At 68.2% G+C, this 19077-nt stretch carries 14 protein-coding genes and 1 pseudogene; 6 read left to right on the top strand and 9 right to left on the bottom strand.

The window, feature by feature from the left end:
• The first annotated feature begins 106 nt into the window (after positions 1–106).
• From D7Y13_RS21335 to D7Y13_RS21345, 3 genes are read left to right on the top strand one after another with little or no spacing between them, the layout of a single operon-like run.
• Positions 107–1396, top strand: a complete 1290-nt coding sequence (locus D7Y13_RS21335; RefSeq protein WP_120534575.1) for an O-acetylhomoserine aminocarboxypropyltransferase/cysteine synthase family protein — start codon at positions 107–109, stop codon at positions 1394–1396.
• A gap of 4 nt (positions 1397–1400) precedes the next feature.
• Positions 1401–2738 carry an alpha/beta fold hydrolase gene (locus D7Y13_RS21340; RefSeq protein WP_120534574.1) on the top strand — a complete coding sequence of 446 codons (1338 nt, stop codon included), beginning with the start codon at positions 1401–1403 and terminating at the stop codon, positions 2736–2738.
• A complete protein-coding gene (locus D7Y13_RS21345; protein ID WP_158620391.1) occupies positions 2735–5248 on the top strand; it encodes an amino acid kinase family protein in 2514 nt (837 codons plus the stop codon). The genes D7Y13_RS21340 and D7Y13_RS21345 overlap by 4 nt, the downstream gene beginning before the upstream one ends.
• A gap of 92 nt (positions 5249–5340) precedes the next feature.
• Here D7Y13_RS21345 and D7Y13_RS21350 read toward each other — a convergent pair whose 3' ends face one another.
• Entirely contained in the window at positions 5341–6060 is a 720-nt protein-coding gene (locus D7Y13_RS21350) for a hypothetical protein (protein ID WP_147444326.1), read from the bottom strand.
• A gap of 56 nt (positions 6061–6116) precedes the next feature.
• Between D7Y13_RS21350 and D7Y13_RS21355 the strand changes: the two genes are divergently transcribed.
• On the top strand, positions 6117–6410 hold the full coding sequence (locus tag D7Y13_RS21355; protein ID WP_147444327.1) for a DUF6289 family protein: 294 nt from the start codon (positions 6117–6119) through the stop codon (positions 6408–6410).
• A gap of 23 nt (positions 6411–6433) precedes the next feature.
• Here the strand turns inward: D7Y13_RS21355 and D7Y13_RS21360 are convergent, their stop codons facing one another.
• The 6 genes and pseudogenes from D7Y13_RS21360 to D7Y13_RS21385 form a co-directional block, all read right to left on the bottom strand.
• Positions 6434–7360, bottom strand: a complete 927-nt coding sequence (locus D7Y13_RS21360; protein ID WP_120584096.1) for an MBL fold metallo-hydrolase — start codon at positions 7358–7360, stop codon at positions 6434–6436.
• A gap of 76 nt (positions 7361–7436) precedes the next feature.
• Positions 7437–8528, bottom strand: a complete 1092-nt coding sequence (locus D7Y13_RS21365; RefSeq protein ID WP_120534570.1) for a potassium channel family protein — start codon at positions 8526–8528, stop codon at positions 7437–7439.
• Positions 8529–8540: 12 nt separating this feature from the next.
• The gene (gene tatC / locus D7Y13_RS21370) at positions 8541–9746 is read right to left on the bottom strand and encodes a twin-arginine translocase subunit TatC (protein WP_120534569.1); all 1206 of its coding nucleotides are present in this window, start codon (positions 9744–9746) and stop codon (positions 8541–8543) included.
• A gap of 39 nt (positions 9747–9785) precedes the next feature.
• Positions 9786–10334, bottom strand: a complete 549-nt coding sequence (tatB, locus tag D7Y13_RS21375) for a Sec-independent protein translocase protein TatB (protein WP_120584097.1) — start codon at positions 10332–10334, stop codon at positions 9786–9788.
• Between the two features lie 148 nt (positions 10335–10482).
• On the bottom strand, positions 10483–11781 hold the full coding sequence (locus tag D7Y13_RS21380) for an MFS transporter (RefSeq protein ID WP_120584098.1): 1299 nt from the start codon (positions 11779–11781) through the stop codon (positions 10483–10485).
• Between the two features lie 38 nt (positions 11782–11819).
• Positions 11820–13889: pseudogene (locus D7Y13_RS21385) on the bottom strand (methyl-accepting chemotaxis protein); the annotation flags it as partial.
• A gap of 109 nt (positions 13890–13998) precedes the next feature.
• Between D7Y13_RS21385 and D7Y13_RS21390 the strand changes: the two are divergent.
• Positions 13999–15027: a histone deacetylase family protein gene (locus tag D7Y13_RS21390; RefSeq protein ID WP_199732806.1), complete on the top strand. Its 1029-nt coding sequence runs from the start codon at positions 13999–14001 to the stop codon at positions 15025–15027.
• 164 nt (positions 15028–15191) lie between these two features.
• Here the strand turns inward: D7Y13_RS21390 and D7Y13_RS45285 are convergent, their stop codons facing one another.
• Positions 15192–16523: a hypothetical protein gene (locus D7Y13_RS45285; RefSeq protein ID WP_147444328.1), complete on the bottom strand. Its 1332-nt coding sequence runs from the start codon at positions 16521–16523 to the stop codon at positions 15192–15194.
• Positions 16524–16793: 270 nt separating this feature from the next.
• Here D7Y13_RS45285 and D7Y13_RS21400 point away from each other — a divergent pair, with 270 nt between their 5' ends.
• Positions 16794–17906 (top strand): hypothetical protein, encoded by a 1113-nt coding sequence (locus D7Y13_RS21400; protein WP_120584100.1) that lies wholly within the window; start codon positions 16794–16796, stop codon positions 17904–17906.
• Positions 17907–18145: 239 nt separating this feature from the next.
• Here D7Y13_RS21400 and D7Y13_RS21405 read toward each other — a convergent pair.
• On the bottom strand, positions 18146–19077 hold a 932-nt coding region (locus D7Y13_RS21405), incomplete at its 5' end, for an IS3 family transposase (RefSeq protein ID WP_147444329.1).

Below are 19077 nucleotides of genomic sequence, written 5' to 3' on the forward strand. Positions count from 1 at the left end.
GACCTGAAGCCTCCCCCGCCGCCCGTCGCGCCCTGACGTCCCCGTCACCCGTCCGCCCTTCACTCACGCGCGCCCTCGCTGGCGACGCGAACAGGAGCCCCTTGCCATGAGCACGCCCAACGACCGCCCGCTGCACTTCGACACGCTCGCGCTGCACGCCGGCTATTCGCCCGACCCCACCACCGGGTCGCGCGCGGTGCCCATCTACCAGACGACCAGCTACCGCTTCCGCGACGCGGACCACGCCGCCGCCCTCTTCGGTCTCAAGGAGTTCGGCAACATCTACACGCGCATCATGAACCCCACGACGGACGTGTTCGAGAAGCGCATCGCCGCGCTCGAAGGCGGCGTGGGCGCGCTCGCCGTAGCGTCCGGACAGGCCGCGCAGACGCTGGGCATCCTCAACATCCTCAAGAACGGGGATGAGATCGTCTCCGGCGCCAGCCTCTACGGCGGCACCTACAACCTCTTCAAGGTGACGCTGCCGCGCCTGGGCATCACCACCCGCTTCGTGGACTCCAACCGTCCGGAGTCCTTCCGCGAGGCCATTGGCCCCAAGACGAAGGCGCTCTACCTGGAGTCGCTGGGCAACCCGCGCCTGGACGTGCCGGACTTCGACGCCATTGGCGCCATCGCGCGTGACGCCGGCCTGCCCCTCTTCGTGGACAACACCGCGCTGTCCCCCGCCCTCTTCAACCCGCTGCGCCACGGCGCGCACATCGTGCTGCACAGCGCGACGAAGTACATCGGCGGTCACGGCACCTCCATTGGCGGCGTCATCGTGGATGGTGGCAACTTCCCCTGGGAGAACGGGAAGTTCCCCGAGCTGACCGAGCCCAACCCCGGCTACCACGGCCTGCGCCTGCGCGAGGCCTTCGGGCCCGCGGCCTTCATCCTCAAGGCCCGCCTGGAGGGCCTGCGCGACCTGGGCCCCGCGCTCAGCCCCTTCAACGCGCACGCGTTCATCCTGGGCCTGGAGACGCTGCGCCTGCGCCTGGAGCGCCACTCGCAGAACGCGCTCTCCGTGGCGAAGTGGCTCCAGACGCACAAGAAGGTGGAGTGGGTGCGCTACCCGGGCCTGGAGACCGACCCCGCGTTCACCAACGCGAAGAAGTACCTGAAGGGCGGCTTCGGCGGACTCGTCACCTTCGGCGTGAAGGGCGGCTTGCCCGCGGGACGCCGCGTGATTGACGGCGTGAAGCTGTGGAGCCTGCTCGCGAACATCGGCGACACGCGCTCGCTCATCATCCACCCCGCGTCCACGACGCATGAGCAGCTGTCGCCGGAGGAGCGCGCCAGCACGGGCGTCACCGACGACCTGGTGCGGCTGTCCGTGGGCCTGGAACACCTGGACGACATCCTGGCCGACCTGGACCAGGCGTTGAACGCGGCCTGACGCCATGCGCCCCGTGAGGAATCCCGTGGACATCCCCGCGCGCGCGGAAACGCCGCGCGTCTTCGACCTGTCACTGCCGGACCTGCCACTGGAGGCCGGGGCTCGCGTGGCCCCCCATCTGGTGCGCGGCTGGTGGTGGGGGCCCCCGGAGGACCTCGCGTGGTTGCAGTCGCGCTCGCGCGTGCACTCGGATGAGGCGACGCGCGCGGGCAGGCTTCAGGTCGTGCGGCGCTCCGCGTCCGAGCTGCGGGACGCCGCCACCGACGCACGTCGCAACGGCCCGCGACGCGCGCCCGACCCCGTGCCCACCGTGCTGGTGGTGCACGCGCTCACCGGAGACATGAACGCGGGAGGCGAAGGCGGCTGGTGGGAGCCCGTCATCGGGCCGGGCCGCCCGCTGGACCCTTCGCGCGTGCGCCTCCTGTGCTTCAACAACCTGGGCTCCTGCTACGGCACCTTCGGCCCCGCGGACGAGGGCTTCCCCCAGCGCACCGACGACACGCGCTTCGGCCCGTCGCCCGTGCTGGCCAAGGGCGACCTGCGCCTGGATGAGCGCAGCCTCCCCGCCACAATTACACCGTGGGATCAGGCGCGCTCCATCCTCGCCGCGCTGGACGCACTGGGCGTGGAGGAGGTGGCGCTCGTCACCGGAGGCTCGCTGGGCGGGATGATCGTTCTGTGCCTCGCGGCGCTCGCGCCGGAGCGCTTCCAGCGCATGGTGCCCATGGCCACGGCAGAGTCCGCTTCCGCGTGGGTGGTGGGCTGGAACCATGTGGCCCGGCAGGCCATCCTGTTGGATCCGGAGTACCCCGAGTCCCCACGTCGCGGCCTGGAGCTGGCGCGTCAGCTTGCGACGCTCACCTACCGCGCGGAGGCCGGCCTGGACGCGCTCCAGAAGCGTCCGCAGACGTGGTCGTCACGGGCGCTGTATCCGGTGGAGAGCTACCTGGAGCACCAGGGCGCGAAGCTGGAGGCGCGCTTCGACGCCCGCTCCTACCTGGCCCTGCTGGGCGCCATGGACCACCACGACCTGGCGCGCGTGCCCACGCCCCGCGGAGGTCCCGGCCTGGACCGCATTCGCGCGAGCACGTTGGCCATCGGCATCGACCGCGACCAGCTCTTCCCGCCCGAACACATGGTGACGCTGTCCCGGCGCCTGCGCGCGCAGGGGCTCCACGCCGAATACGCGGCGCTGTGCAGCGTGCACGGCCACGACGGCTTCCTCATCGAATGGGACGCGCTCGCGCCCCTGTTGCTGCGCGCCCTTGCCCTGCCACCGGGCGTGGGCCGCGACGCCCGCATTCCTTCTCCTGCCGGCGTCCGCGCCCGGAAGACTTCATGACCGCCCCCGTGAGCATCACCCGCTACGCGCCGTTCCTCCTCGACAACGCCCTGGGCCTCGCGTCCGTGGCCACGCACCTTTCGCGCCGCGACGCGGGCACCACCCGCGCCGCCATCGTGTCCTCGCCGCCCTGGCTCTCCACCGGCCTGGAGGCCGCGCTGTCCATCGCGTTGAAGGGCAACTCCACGCTGGCCCGGCAGGAGCTGGACGGTCTCCTCGCGCGCGGACTGCTGATGCTGGAGGAGGCCGAGCGCCGGCTGGGCGCGCCTCCAGGCTCCACGTCGGTGGAGGCGCACGGCACGCGCTCGTTGGCGTCGCTGCTGGAGCCCGCGCGTCGCGCGTTGGATGGAGCCAGCCTCGTGCGCGAGCGACGGCCGGCGCTGGAGGACGTGGTGCGTGGCACGGGCGAGCGGCTGACGGCGGCGCTGCTGGGGCGGCTGCTGGGCGCGCGGGGTGTGCCCTCGCTGGAGGTGGACGCGGCGGACTGGACGGTGACGGACGGGGAGCCCGGACAGGCGCGCGTGAACCGGGAGCACACCCGTGCGCGCGTGGCGACGCTGCGTCCCGCGTGGGAGGGACGTTTGACGTTGCACGCGGGCGGACGGGGCGTGTCGCTCGACGGGCGCTCCACGACCCTGGGCACCGGTGGCGCGGACGAGACGGCGGCGGTGCTGGCCGTGCTCCTGGGTACTCCGTTGACGCTGTGGACGGACGTGCCCGGGGTGATGACGGCGGATCCGCTGCATGTCGCGGATGCGCGGCCGGTGCCACACCTGAGCTACACGGAGGCGCTGGAGCTGGTGTACCTGGGCCTGCCCACGCTGCACCCTCGCGCGCTGTCCACGCTGCGGGACGCGGACATCCCGCTGCGCGTGCGCCACCTGCAACACCCCGACGAGCCCGGCACGCTCATCGACGTGCCCGGCGCGGGGGACGGCAGCGTGCCCACGTGCGTGGTGTCGCTGGAGGACCTGGCGCTGCTAGGCCTGGAGGGCGGGACGGAAGAGGCGGCGCGGCCGGTGGGGCCTCGCGCGTTGCAGGCCCTGGAGGCCGCGGGCATCGACGCGTGGATGGCGGCGCAGTCCTCGCCGGGGCGTTCGGTGGCGGTGGTGCTGCACCGGGTGCATGCGGCCCGCGCGGAAGAGGTGCTGCGGCGTGAACTGGCGCCGGAGCTGGAGCGGGGCGCACTGCTGCCGCCCCAGGTGCGCGCGCCGGTGACGCAGGTGGCGCTGGTGGCGGAGGCGATGGGCCAGGGCGCCAACGTGGCCGGACGCCTGTTCCAGCCGTTGGGAGCGCTGGGCATCAACGTGCGCGCCATCGCGCAGACGGCCAGCGCGCGCTCCATCTCCTTCATCGTGGATGGAGGGGAGACGGCGCTGACGGTGCGCACGGTGCACGCGGCCTTCCACTTCGCCCATGAGGAGGTGAGCCTGCTGGTGCTGGGCCATGGCGTGGTGGGCAGCCAGTTGTTGGAACAGCTGCGCACGCTGCAACAGACGCTGGCGCAGGCGCACGGCATCCAGCTCAACCTGGTGGGGCTCGCGGACAGCCGGCGGGTGCTCTTTTCACCAGAAGGCATCCCGCTGAGCCAGTGGCGCGAGCGCATCGAAGCGGTGCCCGAGGGTGCGTCCCCGCCCGTGGTGCAGGCGCTGCTGGAGCCGCTGCGGCGGCTGCCGGTGCCGGTGCTGGTGGACTGCACCGCGGCGGACGGCATGGAGGCGCTGTACCTGGAGGCGTTCCGCAGCGGCATCCACGTGGTCGCGGCGAACAAGAAGCCGCTGACGCAGCCGCGCGAGGTGTGGGAGCGGCTGCGGAGCACCGCGCACCTGAACCACCGCGCCTACCACTACGAGACGACGGTGGGCGCGGGCCTGCCCGTCATCCAGACGCTGAAGGACCTGGTGCGCACGGGGGACCGGGTGCACGGGGTGGAGGGTTCGTTCTCCGGAACGCTCGGCTACCTGAGCCAGCAGTTGATGGACGGCGTGCCGCTGTCGAAGGCGGTGCGCACCGCGCGCGAGAAGGGCTTCACGGAGCCGCACCCGCGCGAGGACCTGGCGGGCACGGACGCCGCGCGCAAGGCGCTCATCCTCGCGCGTGAGCAGGGCCTGCAGCTGTCGATGGAGGACGTGGAGGTGGAGCCCTTCGTGCCGCGCGAATACCTGGAGGAAGTGGACGTGGAGCGCTTCCTCTCCGGCCTGGAGAAGCTGGACCGGACGTTCACCTCGCGCATCGAGGGCCTGCGCGCGGAGGGCAAGGTGCTGCGCTATCTGGCGCGCATCGACCCGTCCGCGAAGGACGGGCCGGTGCTGCGCGTGGGGCCGGTGGCCGTGCCCAAGGAGCATCCGGCGACGCGTCTGCGCGGCTCGGAGGCGTTCGTGGCCTTCTCCACGGAGCGCTACGCGGACCACCCGCTGCTGGTGCAGGGCGCGGGCGCGGGCGGCCCCGTCACGGCGGCGGGCGTGCTCGCGGACATCCTGAAGATTGCCCAGGGACTGCGCGGGCGGTGACGGCGGCGGGCCGGCGCAGGGGGCCGGTTCAAGGGCCCACTCACCGCGCGGAGATGCCGTTTCGCGGCAACGGCTTGCGCTCCTGGCGCGGCCTACTTCCGGGACCGCGTCTTCTTCGCGGAAGGGGATGGCTTCCCCTTCCCAGCCGTCTTCCTCGCGGTCGTCTTTCCTGAGGCAAGAGGGCGCTTCGCGGACGCGCCCTTCTTCACTCCGCCCCGGGACTTCACGGGCGCGGACTTCGCGCCGCGCGCCGCGCTCTTCTTCACCCCGCGCGCCCCTCCGACGGGCCCGGCCTTCTTCAGGTCCGCCGCGCCCTTCTCCGCGAGTCCCGGCTCCAGGGAAGGCGCCTCCTCTGCCCCCCCATTGCCCGCGGGCTCGCGCTCCAGGGAACCCGACCGGCTCACCGCCACCTTCCTGCCGGAGAAGGCATTCCAGCCCTCCAGGACGTGCGTCCACCGCGCCAGCAGCTCCTCGCGGACGCCCGCATCCGGAAGCCCCTCCGCGTGCAGCGCCACGGTGATGCCGTGCACGGAGGGAATCAGGCGCAGCTGGACGGTGCGGGCCCGGCTCCACCCGTCGCGCTCCAATCGCAGGCGCAACTGCTTCGCGGGGACGCACCGCACCACCGTCACGCGGGTCCCATCCGGAAGCGAGAGCGCCGCCCCTTGCTTCAACGGCCCATGGAGCGTGCCCACCCAGCGAGCCAGTCCCGGGCCTTCGCCCCACCCCTGCCACGCGACGTCCGCCCCCACCGAGAAGGAGCGACGGACTCCTGCCTGGAATCCAACCTTCGCGGTCTGCCCTGTCGGCATTTGTCGGCTTCTCCCGGTAGTCTGGTCTCCTTCCCTTTCACGGAAAGGATTGCCAGATGAACCGACTTCTTAGGGGTGTGTCGCTCACCGGAGCAATGCTGCTGGCCGCATGCGGGGGCGCGGAATCGTCTCCCGGACAGGAGCCCGCCGTGGACCAGGTGGAGCAGGCCATCGCGCCTCCCAGTTGCGGCGTCGATCCCAGCCTCTCCGTCACCTACTACAGCAACTCGTCGAAGACCGTCGAAGTGGGCTGGCGCGACTGCAAGTGCGATGGCACCGAGATCAACGCGGGCCAGAAGACACCCTATTGGAGGACCTTTTCCCTCGGACCGAACTGCCCGCATCCCTGAGTGTCGGCACGCGACCGCGTCCTTCAGGGCGCGGTCGCCGCGGCCCGCGCCTGCCGGTCCCACTCCGCCGGCAGGCCGATGTTCAGGAACACCGGGAGGCGCAGTCCCGGGAACGCCGCTTCGATGCGCGCCCGGATGCGCTCCCCCGCCGCTTCCGTGTACGCCCCCCGGGGCTTCTCCGCCGCGACCTCCGCGATGACGCGCTCCAGGTACTGACGCTCCCGGGTGAGCAGCCCCGCGTCACCGGAGGGCCCGCGTCCCGGGTGCACCACCTTCGGGCGCAGCGCCTTCAGCTCCTCCAGCCGCTCCAGCCACGCATCCGTGCGGCCAATCTCCAACCAGCTGTGCGCGTCGTTCGCCACCAGGTCGCCGGGGAACACATGCCCGTCGAACTCCACCACCACGTGCGCCTCGCTGCAGCCCGCGCCCAGCACGTGCGCCTTCACCGTCACACCGCCCGCGCTCAGCTCCGCCGTCTGGCTTCCGAAGCTGTCCGGCAGGGGCAGCGTCGTCGGATAATCCGGTGCGTACCGCGCAGCGAAGGCCCGCGTGCGCTTCTCGTGGATGGCCGGGATGGCGGCACGCACCTGCTCGCTCGTCACCACGCGGATGCCGCGCTTGCGCAGCACGTCCGTGCCGTTGAACTTGTCCGGGTTGGCGTGCAGCACGATGGCCAGCTCCGCCTTCTTGCCCGTCACCGCTTCGGCCCACGTGACGAACTCCTCCGCCGCGGACGGCAGGAACTGCGTGTCCACCAGGATGAGCCCCGTGGGGCCTTCAATCCAATACGACGCCGTGCTGAAGCCCCACGGCGACGACACGTAGGTGCCCACGCGCGCGTCCGCGTGCGAGGCCAGCGTCACCTGCGCCCCCTCCAGACGGCGCGGTGACGACGCACAGCCAGCGGACAGGACGGCCAGGAAGCAGAAGGCGAAAGCGGGACGGCGCATCACGGGGCGGACCTTTCCTTCAGGAACCAGCCCCCCCAGCCTGACCGGCCTCCCCGCCCGCTCGCAAGCCGCCGGGTCACCCGGTGGGGCGGTAGCCTGGCATGAGGAAGTTGTCGTGGTCCGCGTACGCGGGCGCCTCCGCCTCACCGGTGAAGGCGCGCAGGACGCAGTACTCCGGGTAGGACGCCTGGATGGTGACCTGGTCCCCCGCCTGGAACACCACGTCCCCGTGCGGGTGCAGCGTCTCCTCCGCGCCCCGGATGAGCGACAGGGCCAGCCCGCCGAAGCGGTCGCGCACCTGGGACACGTTCAGGCCCGGCAGGCCGTCACGCACCACGAACAGCGACACCACCATCAGGTGCTTGCCAATGCGGAACGAGTGCACGAGCCGCGGGTCCAACGCCGCCAGCGCCATCGCGGGCGCGGCCAGCGAGGAGCTGGACAGGGCCTCCGCCTTGAACGTGTCGCGCACCTTCGCGCCCAGGTCGTCGTCGAACAGGCGGATGACCACGCGGATGCCCGGGTTGAGCCGCCGCGCGTCCAGCGCGATGTTCAGGTTCGCCAGGTCGTCGTCCGTGGCGCAGACGATGGCGGACGCCTTCTTCACGTGCGTGCGCGGCAGGCACAGCGGGCTGCGCGTGTCGTCGATGAGCAAGGGCACGTTCTCATCGCGCAGCGCGGACACGAACGTCGCGTCCTCGCGCTTCTCCACCACCACCACGTCCTTGCCCATCTCCCGCAGCTGCGTCACCACGCGGTAGCCCACGCGCCCCGCCCCGCACACCACGACGTGGCCCTTCATCGTTTCGGACACCACGGTGACCCACTCCTTGTCGTTCTTGTGCCGGGCGAAGAAGAGGTACGCGAAGCGCACCACGCCATCCACCACCAGCGCGATGCTGATGGGCGGGATGAGGATGTTCAGGCTCTCCACCAGCCAGTCGCTGACGTACGGCAGCGACGGCTGCCCGAAGAGCAGGAAGTAGACGTGGTGCAGCGCCTCTCCGTAGGAGATGCGGTCACCCCCCGGCCCCACGTAGCGCGCCTGGTACAACAGCGGCCCCAGCCCGAAGATGGCCACCGCCAGCAGCAACGTGCTGCGGAACCTGCGCGACAGCGCGCGCAGGTAGCGCAGGTCCACCATCAGTCGCGCGGAGAGGCTCTTCATGCGCCCGAGAGCCTACGCCGCCGGGGTGATGTCCGTGGAGGCTTCCGACTTCGCGCGGCGCTTCTCGATGAGCCACACCGCCAGCACGCCCAGCTCGTAGCAGAGCAGCATGGGGCCGGCCATCAGCGACAGGTTCACCACGTCGCCCGTGGGCGTCAGGATGGCCGCCGCGATGAGGCACACCACGAACGCGTGGCGCTGGTAGCGGAAGAGCCACTTCGACTGCACCACCCCGACGATGCCCAGGAGCGCCATCACCAGCGGCAGCTCGAAGATGACGCCGAAGGCGAGGATGAGCAGCAGCACCAGCGACAGCTGCTCGTTCATCGTCAGCATGGGGCGCGTCCAGCGCGCGGCTTCCGCCTCCGCGTGGCCCCGGGCCAGCTCCTTCTGCAGCCGCCACAGGCCGGACATCTCCTCCGCGCGCGTGGGGGCCACGCCCGCGAGCAGGCTCGCCGCCTGGTCCATGGCCGCCTCCGACGTGGCGTAGTCCTGCCGGCCGTAGGCGTTCACCGCCTCCACCCGCTTCTCCACCGCCGCGCGCAGCACGCCGCGCGCGGGGGCGCCCAGCCCGTCCGACGCCGCGTCCAGCAACTCGCCCAGGCCCTTCAGGCGCGCCGTCAGCTCCACGCTCTTCGCGGTGGCGACCTCCGGGTCCTTCACCTGGCCTTCACCGGCGGCCGTCAGCGCGGCGCTGGTCTCTTTCGCCAGGTGGCCGGCTCTCTCCACCTCGCCAATGCGCAGGAAGCGCAGCGCGTCCTCCCCGCCCAGGCGCGCCGTGTCCACGCGCTGCTCCAGGGCGAGCGTCTCCTCCTCGCTCAGGAGGAACTTGAACATGGAGGGCAGCACCAGGAAGTAGCAGAACAGCGAGCCCACGATGAAGGCCACCGAGCCCAGCACCACGAAGGGCGACGCGTACTTGCGCTCCTCCGGGTAGAGCCCCGGCGCCACGAAGCCCCAGATCTGCCAGAGGATGACGGGCGTGGTGAGGAAGATGCCGCAGTACACGCCCACCTTCATCAGCACGTTGATTTCTTCGATGCCGGATGTGTAGACGAGCGAGCGCCCGTCCGCGGGCAGCGCGTCGAGCACCGGCCGCATCAGCAGGCCGAAGATGGGCTTGGCGAAGATGAGCGACACGGCGCCCAGCACGAGCACCGCGAGCGAGCACTTCACGAGCCGCGAGCGCAGCTCCGTCAGGTGCTCCGACAGGCTCATGCGCAAATCGTTGAAATCAACCCCTTGGCGGTTCAGGGCTCAGCTCCGTTTCGGCGCGTTGCGCGCCACCGTGCCCGGAATGGGGGCGAGTTGCGGAAGGCCATCCGGCCCCAGGCGCGGCTCCACCCCAGCGGCTTCACCGTCCGCTTCGGCGCCGGTCGCGGGCGAAGCCTCGGGAAGCGCCGCCATCGTCAGGGGCGCGGCCCCGGCGTCAGAAGACGACTCCGACGCCGCTTCGGGAGCGGGCAGCCGCACGGGGTCCAGGGACTCGGTGAGCGACGGGGAGGGCTCCGCGAGCAGGTTGGGCATGGACCCATCCGGCAGGTGGTGCGCGCTGGAGGCCAGCTCCGGGGGCGGCGACGGCACGCGCGTGCCCGGGCGCGTCGGCGCCGGCAGCTCGCGGTTGAAGTCCTGATCCATCTGGTAGAACTCGCGCTCCACCACGTTGCGCACATCGTCCGTCTGGCGACGGAACTCGCGCATGAACTTGCCGATGGCCCGCGCCAGCTCAGGCAACCGCTGGGGGCCGAGCACGATCAGCGCGGCCACCAGGATGAACACCATTTCGCCTGCGCCAATGTTGAACATGGGTCTTCAGAGTCCCCTTGGAGGGAGATCCCGGGTTATCGCCCCGGGAGCGGGCTCGCGCAACCGCCAGTGGACATCCAGCGACCGGCCGGCACCGTGAGGAGGGGGCGGGCGGTCGTGCCCCCGGTGCCCGGTGGGGCAAAACGCCTCAGGCGTGGGGGTTCGCCTGGGGCGACAGCGGCACCGCCAGTCCCTGGGAGGGGGGCGCCGCCAGGGCCCGGGCCTGTTCGCGCGAGCGGACCCGGTTCTCCACCACCCACAGCATGACGGGCACCCCCAGCGACAGGCCAATGGAGACCCAGGCGATGGTCCCCATGCCGCCCAGCGTCCCGTCCGGCAGGTCCACCAGCAGGCGGGAGGACAGGAAGGCGCCCAGCGCGGACGCCATGTGCTGCGTCGCGGACTGCAGCGACATGAAGCGGGCGCGCACCGGGTTGTCCGGCACGCGGGAGGTGAGCGTGTTGTACGCCACGTTGCGCACCCCCATGGCCATCATGAAGCCCATGAAGAGCAGCGGGATGGGCAGCCACGCAGGATAGGAGACGAAGCCCACGAAGGTGAAGACCGCGGCCAGCAGCACGCCCACCGTGCCCACGCGGAACGAACCGAAGCGGTCCACCAGCGGCCCCGTCATCCGCAGCGTGACGAAGCTCACGATGCCGCCCGCGAAGTAGATGATCCACAGCCGGTCGCGCGGGTAGCCCAGGTTCTGCTGCAGATAGGCGGAGATGTTCGGGATGACGATGAAGCCGCTCATCATCACCAGCGCCGTCATCAGATACGACAGCTGCACGTCGGAGCGGCCCAGGAGCGCGCCCACGCCCGGGGCCCGGGCCGCGCTGCCGCCCTGCCCCAGGTGGCCGCGCACCGGCGGCAGGAGGATGAGCGCGGCCGTGGCCACCACCAGCCCCAGCGCCGCCACCGCGAAGAAGGGCAGCCGCCAGCCGCCCACCTCCGCCACCTTCAGGGCCATGGGGACGCCCAGCACGGACGCCACGGAGAAGGACGCCATCACCGCGCCCAGCGCCCGGCCCCGGCGCTCCGCCGGGATGAGGTCCGCGATGATGGACAGCGACAGCGCCGTCGCCGGCCCGCCGAAGAGGCCCGCGCACACCCGCGCCAGGAGCAGCGTGGACAGCCCCGTGGCAAGGCCGCCCGCCGCCGTGGCCGCCACCAGCCCCAGCATGCACACCGCCAGCGCCTTGCGGCGGTCGAAGCGGTCCAGCATGTAGCCGCCCACCAGCCCCGCCACGCTCGCGGCGGCGGTGTAGCTGCCGCCAATGGTGCCGATGTGCGACGACTCGATGCCCAGCCCCTTCGCGAAGTCGGGGCCCAGCGGCATCACCATCACGAAGTCGAGGATGTTGACGAACTGCACCGCGCCGATGAGCAGCACCACGGCGCGCTCGGAGACAGCAGCGGGGGAAGACGCGGACTCGGCGGACATGAGGAACGGGCTGCCTTCTTCAGGAGACGGCTGGGACTTCAGACGCGGAAGCGCCGCACCTCGGCGCGGAGGATCTCCGCCTGACGCGTGAGGTTGTCGATGGCTTCTTCCAACTGGCGCACCGAACGCGTCTGGTGCTCGGACACGCCCTTGATGGTCTCCACCGCCTTGAGCACCTGTTCGCTGCCCTTGGTCTGCTCCTTCTGGGCGCGGTTCAGGTGGGTGACCATCTCGTTGATGCTTTCAATGGAGCGGGTGATCTGCTTGCTGCCGTGCGCCTGCTCCTGGCTGGAGCGCTGCACGTGCTGGGTGAGCGTCTTCATCCGCTCCGCGCTCTTCATGATCTGCTCGCCGCCCCGGGCCTGCTCGTTGGAGGCCTGGGAGATCATCTGCACCGTGGCGGAGATGCGGTGGATGGCCGCCGTCACCTGCTTGCTGCCCCGGGACTGCTCCACCGTGGCGCGGGCGATGGCCTTCACCATCTGCGTGGACTTCTGCGTGCTGTCGTTGATCTTCCGCAAGGCCCCTTCCGCCTCGCGGCCCAGTTGCACGCCCTCCTCCACGCTCTTGTAGCCCTGGTTCATCACCACCACGGCGTTGCGGCTCTCCTCCTGCACGCCCCGGATGAGCTCCGCGATCTCCTTGGTGGACGCGCCGGTGCGCTCGGCCAGGTCTTTGATCTCCTCGGCCACGACCGCGAAGCCCTTGCCGTGCTCGCCGGCCTGCGCGGCGATGATGGCGGCGTTGAGGGCCAGCAGGTTCGTCTGCTCCGCCACGTCGTCGATGACGTTGAGGATGTTGCCAATCTCGGAGATGCGCCGGCCCAGGCTGTCGATGACGCCCGCGGCGGTGCGGCTGGTGTCCTTGATGCGATCGATGCCGGACAGCGTCTTGCGCAGGGCCTCCACGCCCGTCTGGGCGTCCTCGAAGACCTGTTCAGACAGGCGGGCCGTCTCGTTGGCGTTGGCGTCCACCTGGCCGATGGCCGCGTCCATCTCACTGATGGCGGAGGAGGTGTCCTCGGTGGAGGCGGACAGGTCCTCGATGTTCTTGGCCACTTCCTTGATGGAGTACGTCATCTGCTCGATGGCGCTGGTGGTCTCCTCCACGCTGGCGGCCATGGCCTGGACGTTCTCCGCCACCTCGTCGTTGGTGGCGGCCATCTCCATGATGGAGGAGCTGCTCTCCTCCGCGCTCTGGTAGAGGACCTCCACGTTCTCCGCGATGCCGCGCAAGCTGGCCATCATCTCCACCATGGAGGAGGACGTCTCCTCCACGCGCGACTGCACGGTGCCCGCGCCGGAGGACACGGTGGTGCCGGTGCGGTGGATCTGCTCGATGACGCCCGCCACCACGTCGGACACGCCGCGCACGCGGCCCAGCGTGTCGCGCCAGCTCTGGGCCATGCGGTTGAGCGCCTCCGCCAGCTGGCCCAGTTCGTCCGTGCTGTTGCGCACCTCCGCGCGGCCGGTGAGGTCCGCCTCCGCCAGCTTGCGCGCCATGGACATCATCGTGTCCAGCGGCTGGAGGATGAACGCGCGGGAGATGAGGAACGCCACCAGCAGGAACAGCACCAGGCCCACCAGGAAGGCCAGCAGCACGGTGTGCCGCAGCGACTGGAGCACTTCATCCAGCCGCGACAGGTTCACCACCACCACCACTTCCCCGGGTGCTCCGCCCGCGAGCATCACGGGTTCAGCCACCGCCACGTCGCCGTTGGGGAACGTCAGCTTGTCCAGCGGGAGCTGGGCACCGGCGTCCGACCGGGTGCGGTCCTCCAGGGCCCTCTGGAACCAGCTGGGCACCGGCGAGGGGTGGGTGGCCAGGGGCGAGCCCTGCGCGTCCACGACGGCCACGACACTGAAGTCCTTGTCGGGACGGTAGATGCCCTGCAGGCCAGGGCCTGGCCGAGCGCCTGCCTGGCCTCCGAGCAGGACGCTCACCTCCTGGGCCTTGTAGCGGGCGCGAGCGAGCATGCCCTCCTGCAGGTGGTTTCCCACTTGAAGCGGGACAACGAAGTAGAGCGTCCCCAGGACGACGGCCAGTGCGAGGCCGAAAGAACCCAGGAGGATGCCCCGGAGACCGGGTTTCTTGAGACGACGTGCCAAGGCCCGCGCACTGTAGGGAGGGTGTGCCACCCAGGGCAAGGAGCGGCCCCTCCTGGCCCGACCCTGGCGCTGGGTTCCCGGCCCCGGGATGCGTAAGGTCGTCAGTACGATGACCGCGACGCTGCTGCTCACCGACCCGCTCTTCCTCCAGCACGACCCGGGCGAGGGCCACCCGGAGTCCCCCGCCCGGCTGCGGCGCATCCTCCAGATGCTCGCCCGGACCCCCATCGCGGGCACGGTGATGGCGCAGCCCCGCTCCGCCACCGACGCGGAGCTGGCCGCGGTGCACGGCCCGGCGCTCCTGGCATCGCTCGCGAGCTTGAGCGGACAGAGCGCGGAGATCGACGGGGACACCTTCGTGTCACCGGACAGCGTGGACGCGGCGAGGCTTGCGGCGGGCGCGGCGGTGCAGGCCGTGGAGGCGGTGCTCGCGGGCCGGGCGAAGAACGCGTTCGCGCTGGTGCGTCCGCCCGGCCACCACGCGGAGCCGGACCGGGCCATGGGCTTCTGCCTGTTCAACAACGTCGCCATCGCCGCGGAGGCCGGACGGCGGCTGGGCGCGGAGCGCGTGCTGGTGCTGGACTGGGACGTGCACCACGGCAACGGCACCCAGGCCGCCTTCTGGGGCCGGCGCGACGTGCTCTACCAGTCCGTGCACCAGTTCCCCTACTACCCGGGCAGCGGCGCCGCGCCGGAGGTGGGCCGGGGCGAGGGCCAGGGCTTCACCGTCAACTGCGGCCTGCCCGGCGGCAACACCGACGCCGACTACGGGATGATCTTCGAGGAGCTGCTGCTGCCTGTCGCGCAGGCCTACCGGCCCGACCTCATCCTCGTCTCCGCGGGGTTCGACCCGCACCGCGACGACCCCATTGGCGGCATGGACGTCACCGAGCGCGGCTTCGCGGCGATGTGCACCGCCGTGCGCAAGCTGGCGGAGGAGGTCTCCGGCGGCAAGCTGGTGCTGTGCCTGGAGGGGGGTTACTCGCTGGAGGGCCTGTCGAACTCCGTGCACGCCTGCATCGAGGTGCTGGCGGGCCGCGACGACAGCTTCGCCACCGGCGACGTCAACGCGGACGCGCGCCACGCATTGGCCGCCAGCCGGCAGGCGCTCCATCCCTTCTGGGCCAGCGTGCGCTGAACCTTCCCGAACTCGAACAGACCCAGACGACTGCAATTGCGAACCCAAACCAACTGAATCCACAGCCAGCAACAGAACCACACAAAGTCACATTAAAAAAGACAACACACAATCAGCAACACCCACCCAACCCCCACATCACGCCATACATCGACAACTTTTCACTAGCGATGCGAATCCTCGAAAATGCGCTTTGCTCTCACGAGAACAAAACTCGGATCACTTTTTATTCTCTGAATCTGCTGAGCAGCAGGACCATGCCTGGAATGGACTGCGGAAACAGCCGCAACGAGTGCCCCAATTGCCGTGACTGCAACCTCCCCCCCAAGGGCCGCGCCAACCACAGCCAATCCAATACCGCCCGCAGTAATCAAGTCCTTACCAATTTTCAACTTAGAAACCGCAGACAACTCAAGCTCAGCTTCAACTGCTGCCTCCTGCAGGCTCTCAATCTCAACAACTGCATCCAGTCGCGACCCACTAGAAAGAGCCTTAGTGACATACGCCCTGAACCTTGGCAATGCACTATAAGCCTCGGCCCGAAGAACCACCACCTGCTCTGGAGTCAAATTGCTAACCCAGGGGATCTGCACATCGGATAGCGCATTGAACTGCTCCGCCACTGGATCAGCAGCAACAACACGACCCAACTCGTGCAAGAGCCGAGCATCATGTCGCGCCCCAGTAGCAAAATAGGTACCATCAGTCTCGGCACGCTGAAGATGAACAAGGGCATCAAACAGCTCACCAGCATAAATACGAGCAAGCAGTGGGCGCAGGCGACGGACGGCAGAGCGGGCAAGGGGGCGCCCAGGGGCAAGTCGATAGCCATCAACTAACCCACGGTCATCGCCTTGAAGTCGCAACATCCTTACTAGGCCATCATCTGCGTCCGGAGCCTCAAACGACAACATACATAGTCTACGATCAGCCACCCGCACATCAAACTGCGCTCGATCAACAGTCTCCTGCGCCGACTGGAGGGCAGCCTCCTCAATCCTGGATTCAACTTTCGAAGCGCATTTATGACAGTACGACATTCCAGGAGAGCTGAATTTTACAATCCCTTCTTCAACCAGTGGACGAACCACCTCAAGAACACGCAGTCGTCGAAAAAGCTCTATCGCCAACCCTGGAGACAACTTCGCATTACGAAAAAGCGGAGTAAACGGGTCAGGAATCACTATCGCATCGGCAAAAAGACCGAGCGTCTGAGAAAAGCGAGTAGTGCTATCAAGCAAACACTCAATTGCATGACACTTGGCGAAGCGAGAGAACGGATCAAGTGAAGCGCCTGGACTCAAGGACAATGAAGTGCCTGGAGGAGGGAGCCCCAAGTCGTAGCAACCAGCATCGCCGAGGGTGGTCTCGGCTTGAGCACAGAGGTCCTTTACCAAGCCACCCTTGAGCCGTTTATATAGATTCTCGGGCGTATCAACAGCACCGAGCTTTTCACTATCCAGGATTGATAGCGCGGGGGGTACACGCAGGGTCATGGTTGTAGGTTACTGAATTCCCGAGCAACCTCAACCTAAGCGCGGCTTTTCCCGACATGCCCACCTGCACACATTTCAACACCCACGCCACCAAATAGCTCCCGCCTCCTCTCAAGCCCCAGCAATCCAGAGGACCTATATTGATTCGGGACGGATACCACTGCATCGGCGGGTCACCGGCCTCCAGCCCCTAGGCTCCAAAACGGCGAAGATGATTGGGTACTCTGAAACCCACTTGAACCTAGGGTGAGTTCAACATACAACTTCCCGATGGCCGACTACTCTGGAATCTATCATCTTTCAGGAGAGCCCCCAGAGGCGTGGCGGACACAATTGGACGCCCTTGCATCATCCGCAGGGCTCAAAGTGCAACTCGCCTCTAAAACCAGTCGCACGCTGAGAGTCATTATTCACGTGCCTGCTAATTTTGCGGGATTAGCGGATGAACTGGTGAGCTCTTTTTTGATAGACGCAGCGTCAATTGTCTCTCGCGATCCGGCCGGCAGTGGCCGCGCGAGACTCGTAGCAACGTCACGCGTAGCACCGTCGGCCAAGCCCTGGACCAGCAAAGCCCTCAACGCAATACTTATCATCCTCATTGGCGCCCTGCCTTACTTCATATACTCTAGCAGCATTGGAAATATTGGAAAACTGGTTCTCGCCGCCCTGACATTTTTTATAGTCTTGGGAGGGATACTTGCTTGGATTGCATCATTCGGCGCGAATCTCCGGGAAAGTTTTTCAGAGAAGGGACGCGCTCAGGATGCTGTCCGCGAGCGAGTGCTTGCACAGGAAGTAGCGACTGCGGAAGATCCTAAGCTGGTTGCGCGCCTTGAGCTTGCTCGCATCGCACTTCGTAGTCGCACCAGCCTCATGCGTGGAGATGCAGATCGACTTTGGCGTCGTTCCGTATGGGCTTACCGCGGCGCGTTCGCATTCTTCATCCTTGCGATTGCAGGTCCTGGGGTCGCAGCCATGATATTACTGAAGAGTCCAAATCCCGACTGGCACTTCATGTTCGGAGGCCTAAGCCTCGCAGCCGTACCACTGGGTATCGGAACAGCACTTCTTCGGCATGATGCCAAGCTGCGCGAACAATATCAGCAGTCTGCACAAGACGTCGCGTCACTCGAACGCTACGAACTCGCACTCGACTATGCTCGCATTGCCTCACAGGAAACATATCATACGACAATGCAGCAAGTAATCAGACAGCTCATCCTGGGCCGTCCGAGTACCCCCTCCGGGGCACAAGTCGAATCAAAAGCAACAGGCAATGACAGCAAAAACGAGAACGACTCAAACATCCAGGCCATAATCGAATCAACAACGAACAAGGCAAATGAAATAATCACGTCCATTGTCCCGAAGAAAGGGGCTTAATCTAGGAGCTACCCATGCGTGGCAGACGCATACCAATCGCTAGAGGGGGCGGTCCATCCGGGGTAAGTGGTCGCTTGGCTCAACCAGACGGAGGTTGAGGTGTCTCTCGTGTCAAGGGGGATGTTTCGGGCGTCGTCGGCTGCCCAGCCTCAAAGCCCTCCAAACCTAGACACGGGCATGGGTGCGAAATGCCAACCATCATCGCGGTGAGCGTCAAGGTAGTTGTCGCGTGAGAAGGTTCAGCCGATATGCTTCAGCTCCTGCGCTTCCGGAGAGGGATTGAGGCGCACGGGGCCCGCGGGCGTCCAGTCGCGCGTGTCGCGGCTCCAGCGCTCGGGGTGACGAGCGCGAGCGCGCAGGTACACCTGGTGGCGCTGGGCGAGCAGCGAGACATCGAGGCCGAAGTGTCTGGCTTCCGGCGTGACGAAGCGGATGGCGGAGTGCCGGTGCTCGGTGTTGTACCAGGCGACGAAACGCGTCACCCACGCTTTCGCGTCCTGCGCCGACGCGAAGGCACGCTGGGGGAAGGACGGGCGGTACTTCAGCGTTCGGAAGAGGGCTTCGGAAAACGCGTTGTCGTCCGAGACGCGGGGCCGACTGAAGGAGGGCGCCACGCCCAGCCATTGCAGCGTGGCCAGCATCGTGGCGCCCTTCATCGGGCCGCCGTTGTCCGAGTGCAGCACCAAGCCCTCGGGGCTGCCCGCCTCGTGCCAGCTGTCGCGGATGAGGGTCGCGGCATGCGCGGACGATTCCTCCTCGTGGACGCGCCAGCCCATGATGCGGCGGCTGAAGACGTCCACCACGAGGTAGAGGTAGAGGAAGCAGCCCTTCACCGGGCCCTTCAGGTAGGTGATGTCCCAGCTCCACACCTGGCAGGACCGGGTGGCGGTGTGTTCTGCCTTGGGGCGCGGCGTGGGCTGCTTCGCGGGGCCTCGGTGGGCCAGCTGCCCCGCTGCGCGCAGTACCCGGTAGAAGCTCGCCTCGCTGGCCAGGTACTCGCCCCGGTCCGCCAGCCTGGGCACCAGTTGCTTGGGCGAGACGTCGGTAACCGTCCGGCCAACGACGTGCCGTGAGGGATTGCCGGGGTAGCGGCGAGCGGCGGACGCTTCCGGGCATGGCGAAGCAGGTGGAGAAGCCGGAGTGGACGCGGATTGCAGAAGCATTCGAGGCG

The sequence above is a fragment of the Corallococcus praedator genome (assembly GCF_003612125.1).
Taxonomy (GTDB): domain Bacteria; phylum Myxococcota; class Myxococcia; order Myxococcales; family Myxococcaceae; genus Corallococcus; species Corallococcus praedator.

Bases quoted from the DNA above. Each gene is read 5' to 3' on its own strand.
- D7Y13_RS21335 (WP_120534575.1), top strand. From the start codon at position 107: ATGAGCACGCCCAACGACCGCCCGCTGCACTTCGACACGCTCGCGCTG.
- D7Y13_RS21340 (WP_120534574.1), top strand. From the start codon at position 1,401: ATGCGCCCCGTGAGGAATCCCGTGGACATCCCCGCGCGCGCGGAAACG.
- D7Y13_RS21345 (WP_158620391.1), top strand. From the start codon at position 2,735: ATGACCGCCCCCGTGAGCATCACCCGCTACGCGCCGTTCCTCCTCGAC.
- D7Y13_RS21350 (WP_147444326.1), bottom strand. From the start codon at position 6,060: ATGCCGACAGGGCAGACCGCGAAGGTTGGATTCCAGGCAGGAGTCCGT.
- D7Y13_RS21355 (WP_147444327.1), top strand. From the start codon at position 6,117: ATGAACCGACTTCTTAGGGGTGTGTCGCTCACCGGAGCAATGCTGCTG.
- D7Y13_RS21360 (WP_120584096.1), bottom strand. From the start codon at position 7,360: ATGCGCCGTCCCGCTTTCGCCTTCTGCTTCCTGGCCGTCCTGTCCGCT.
- D7Y13_RS21365 (WP_120534570.1), bottom strand. From the start codon at position 8,528: ATGAAGAGCCTCTCCGCGCGACTGATGGTGGACCTGCGCTACCTGCGC.
- tatC (WP_120534569.1), bottom strand. From the start codon at position 9,746: ATGAGCCTGTCGGAGCACCTGACGGAGCTGCGCTCGCGGCTCGTGAAG.
- tatB (WP_120584097.1), bottom strand. From the start codon at position 10,334: ATGTTCAACATTGGCGCAGGCGAAATGGTGTTCATCCTGGTGGCCGCG.
- D7Y13_RS21380 (WP_120584098.1), bottom strand. From the start codon at position 11,781: ATGTCCGCCGAGTCCGCGTCTTCCCCCGCTGCTGTCTCCGAGCGCGCC.
- D7Y13_RS21390 (WP_199732806.1), top strand. From the start codon at position 13,999: ATGACCGCGACGCTGCTGCTCACCGACCCGCTCTTCCTCCAGCACGAC.
- D7Y13_RS45285 (WP_147444328.1), bottom strand. From the start codon at position 16,523: ATGACCCTGCGTGTACCCCCCGCGCTATCAATCCTGGATAGTGAAAAG.
- D7Y13_RS21400 (WP_120584100.1), top strand. From the start codon at position 16,794: ATGGCCGACTACTCTGGAATCTATCATCTTTCAGGAGAGCCCCCAGAG.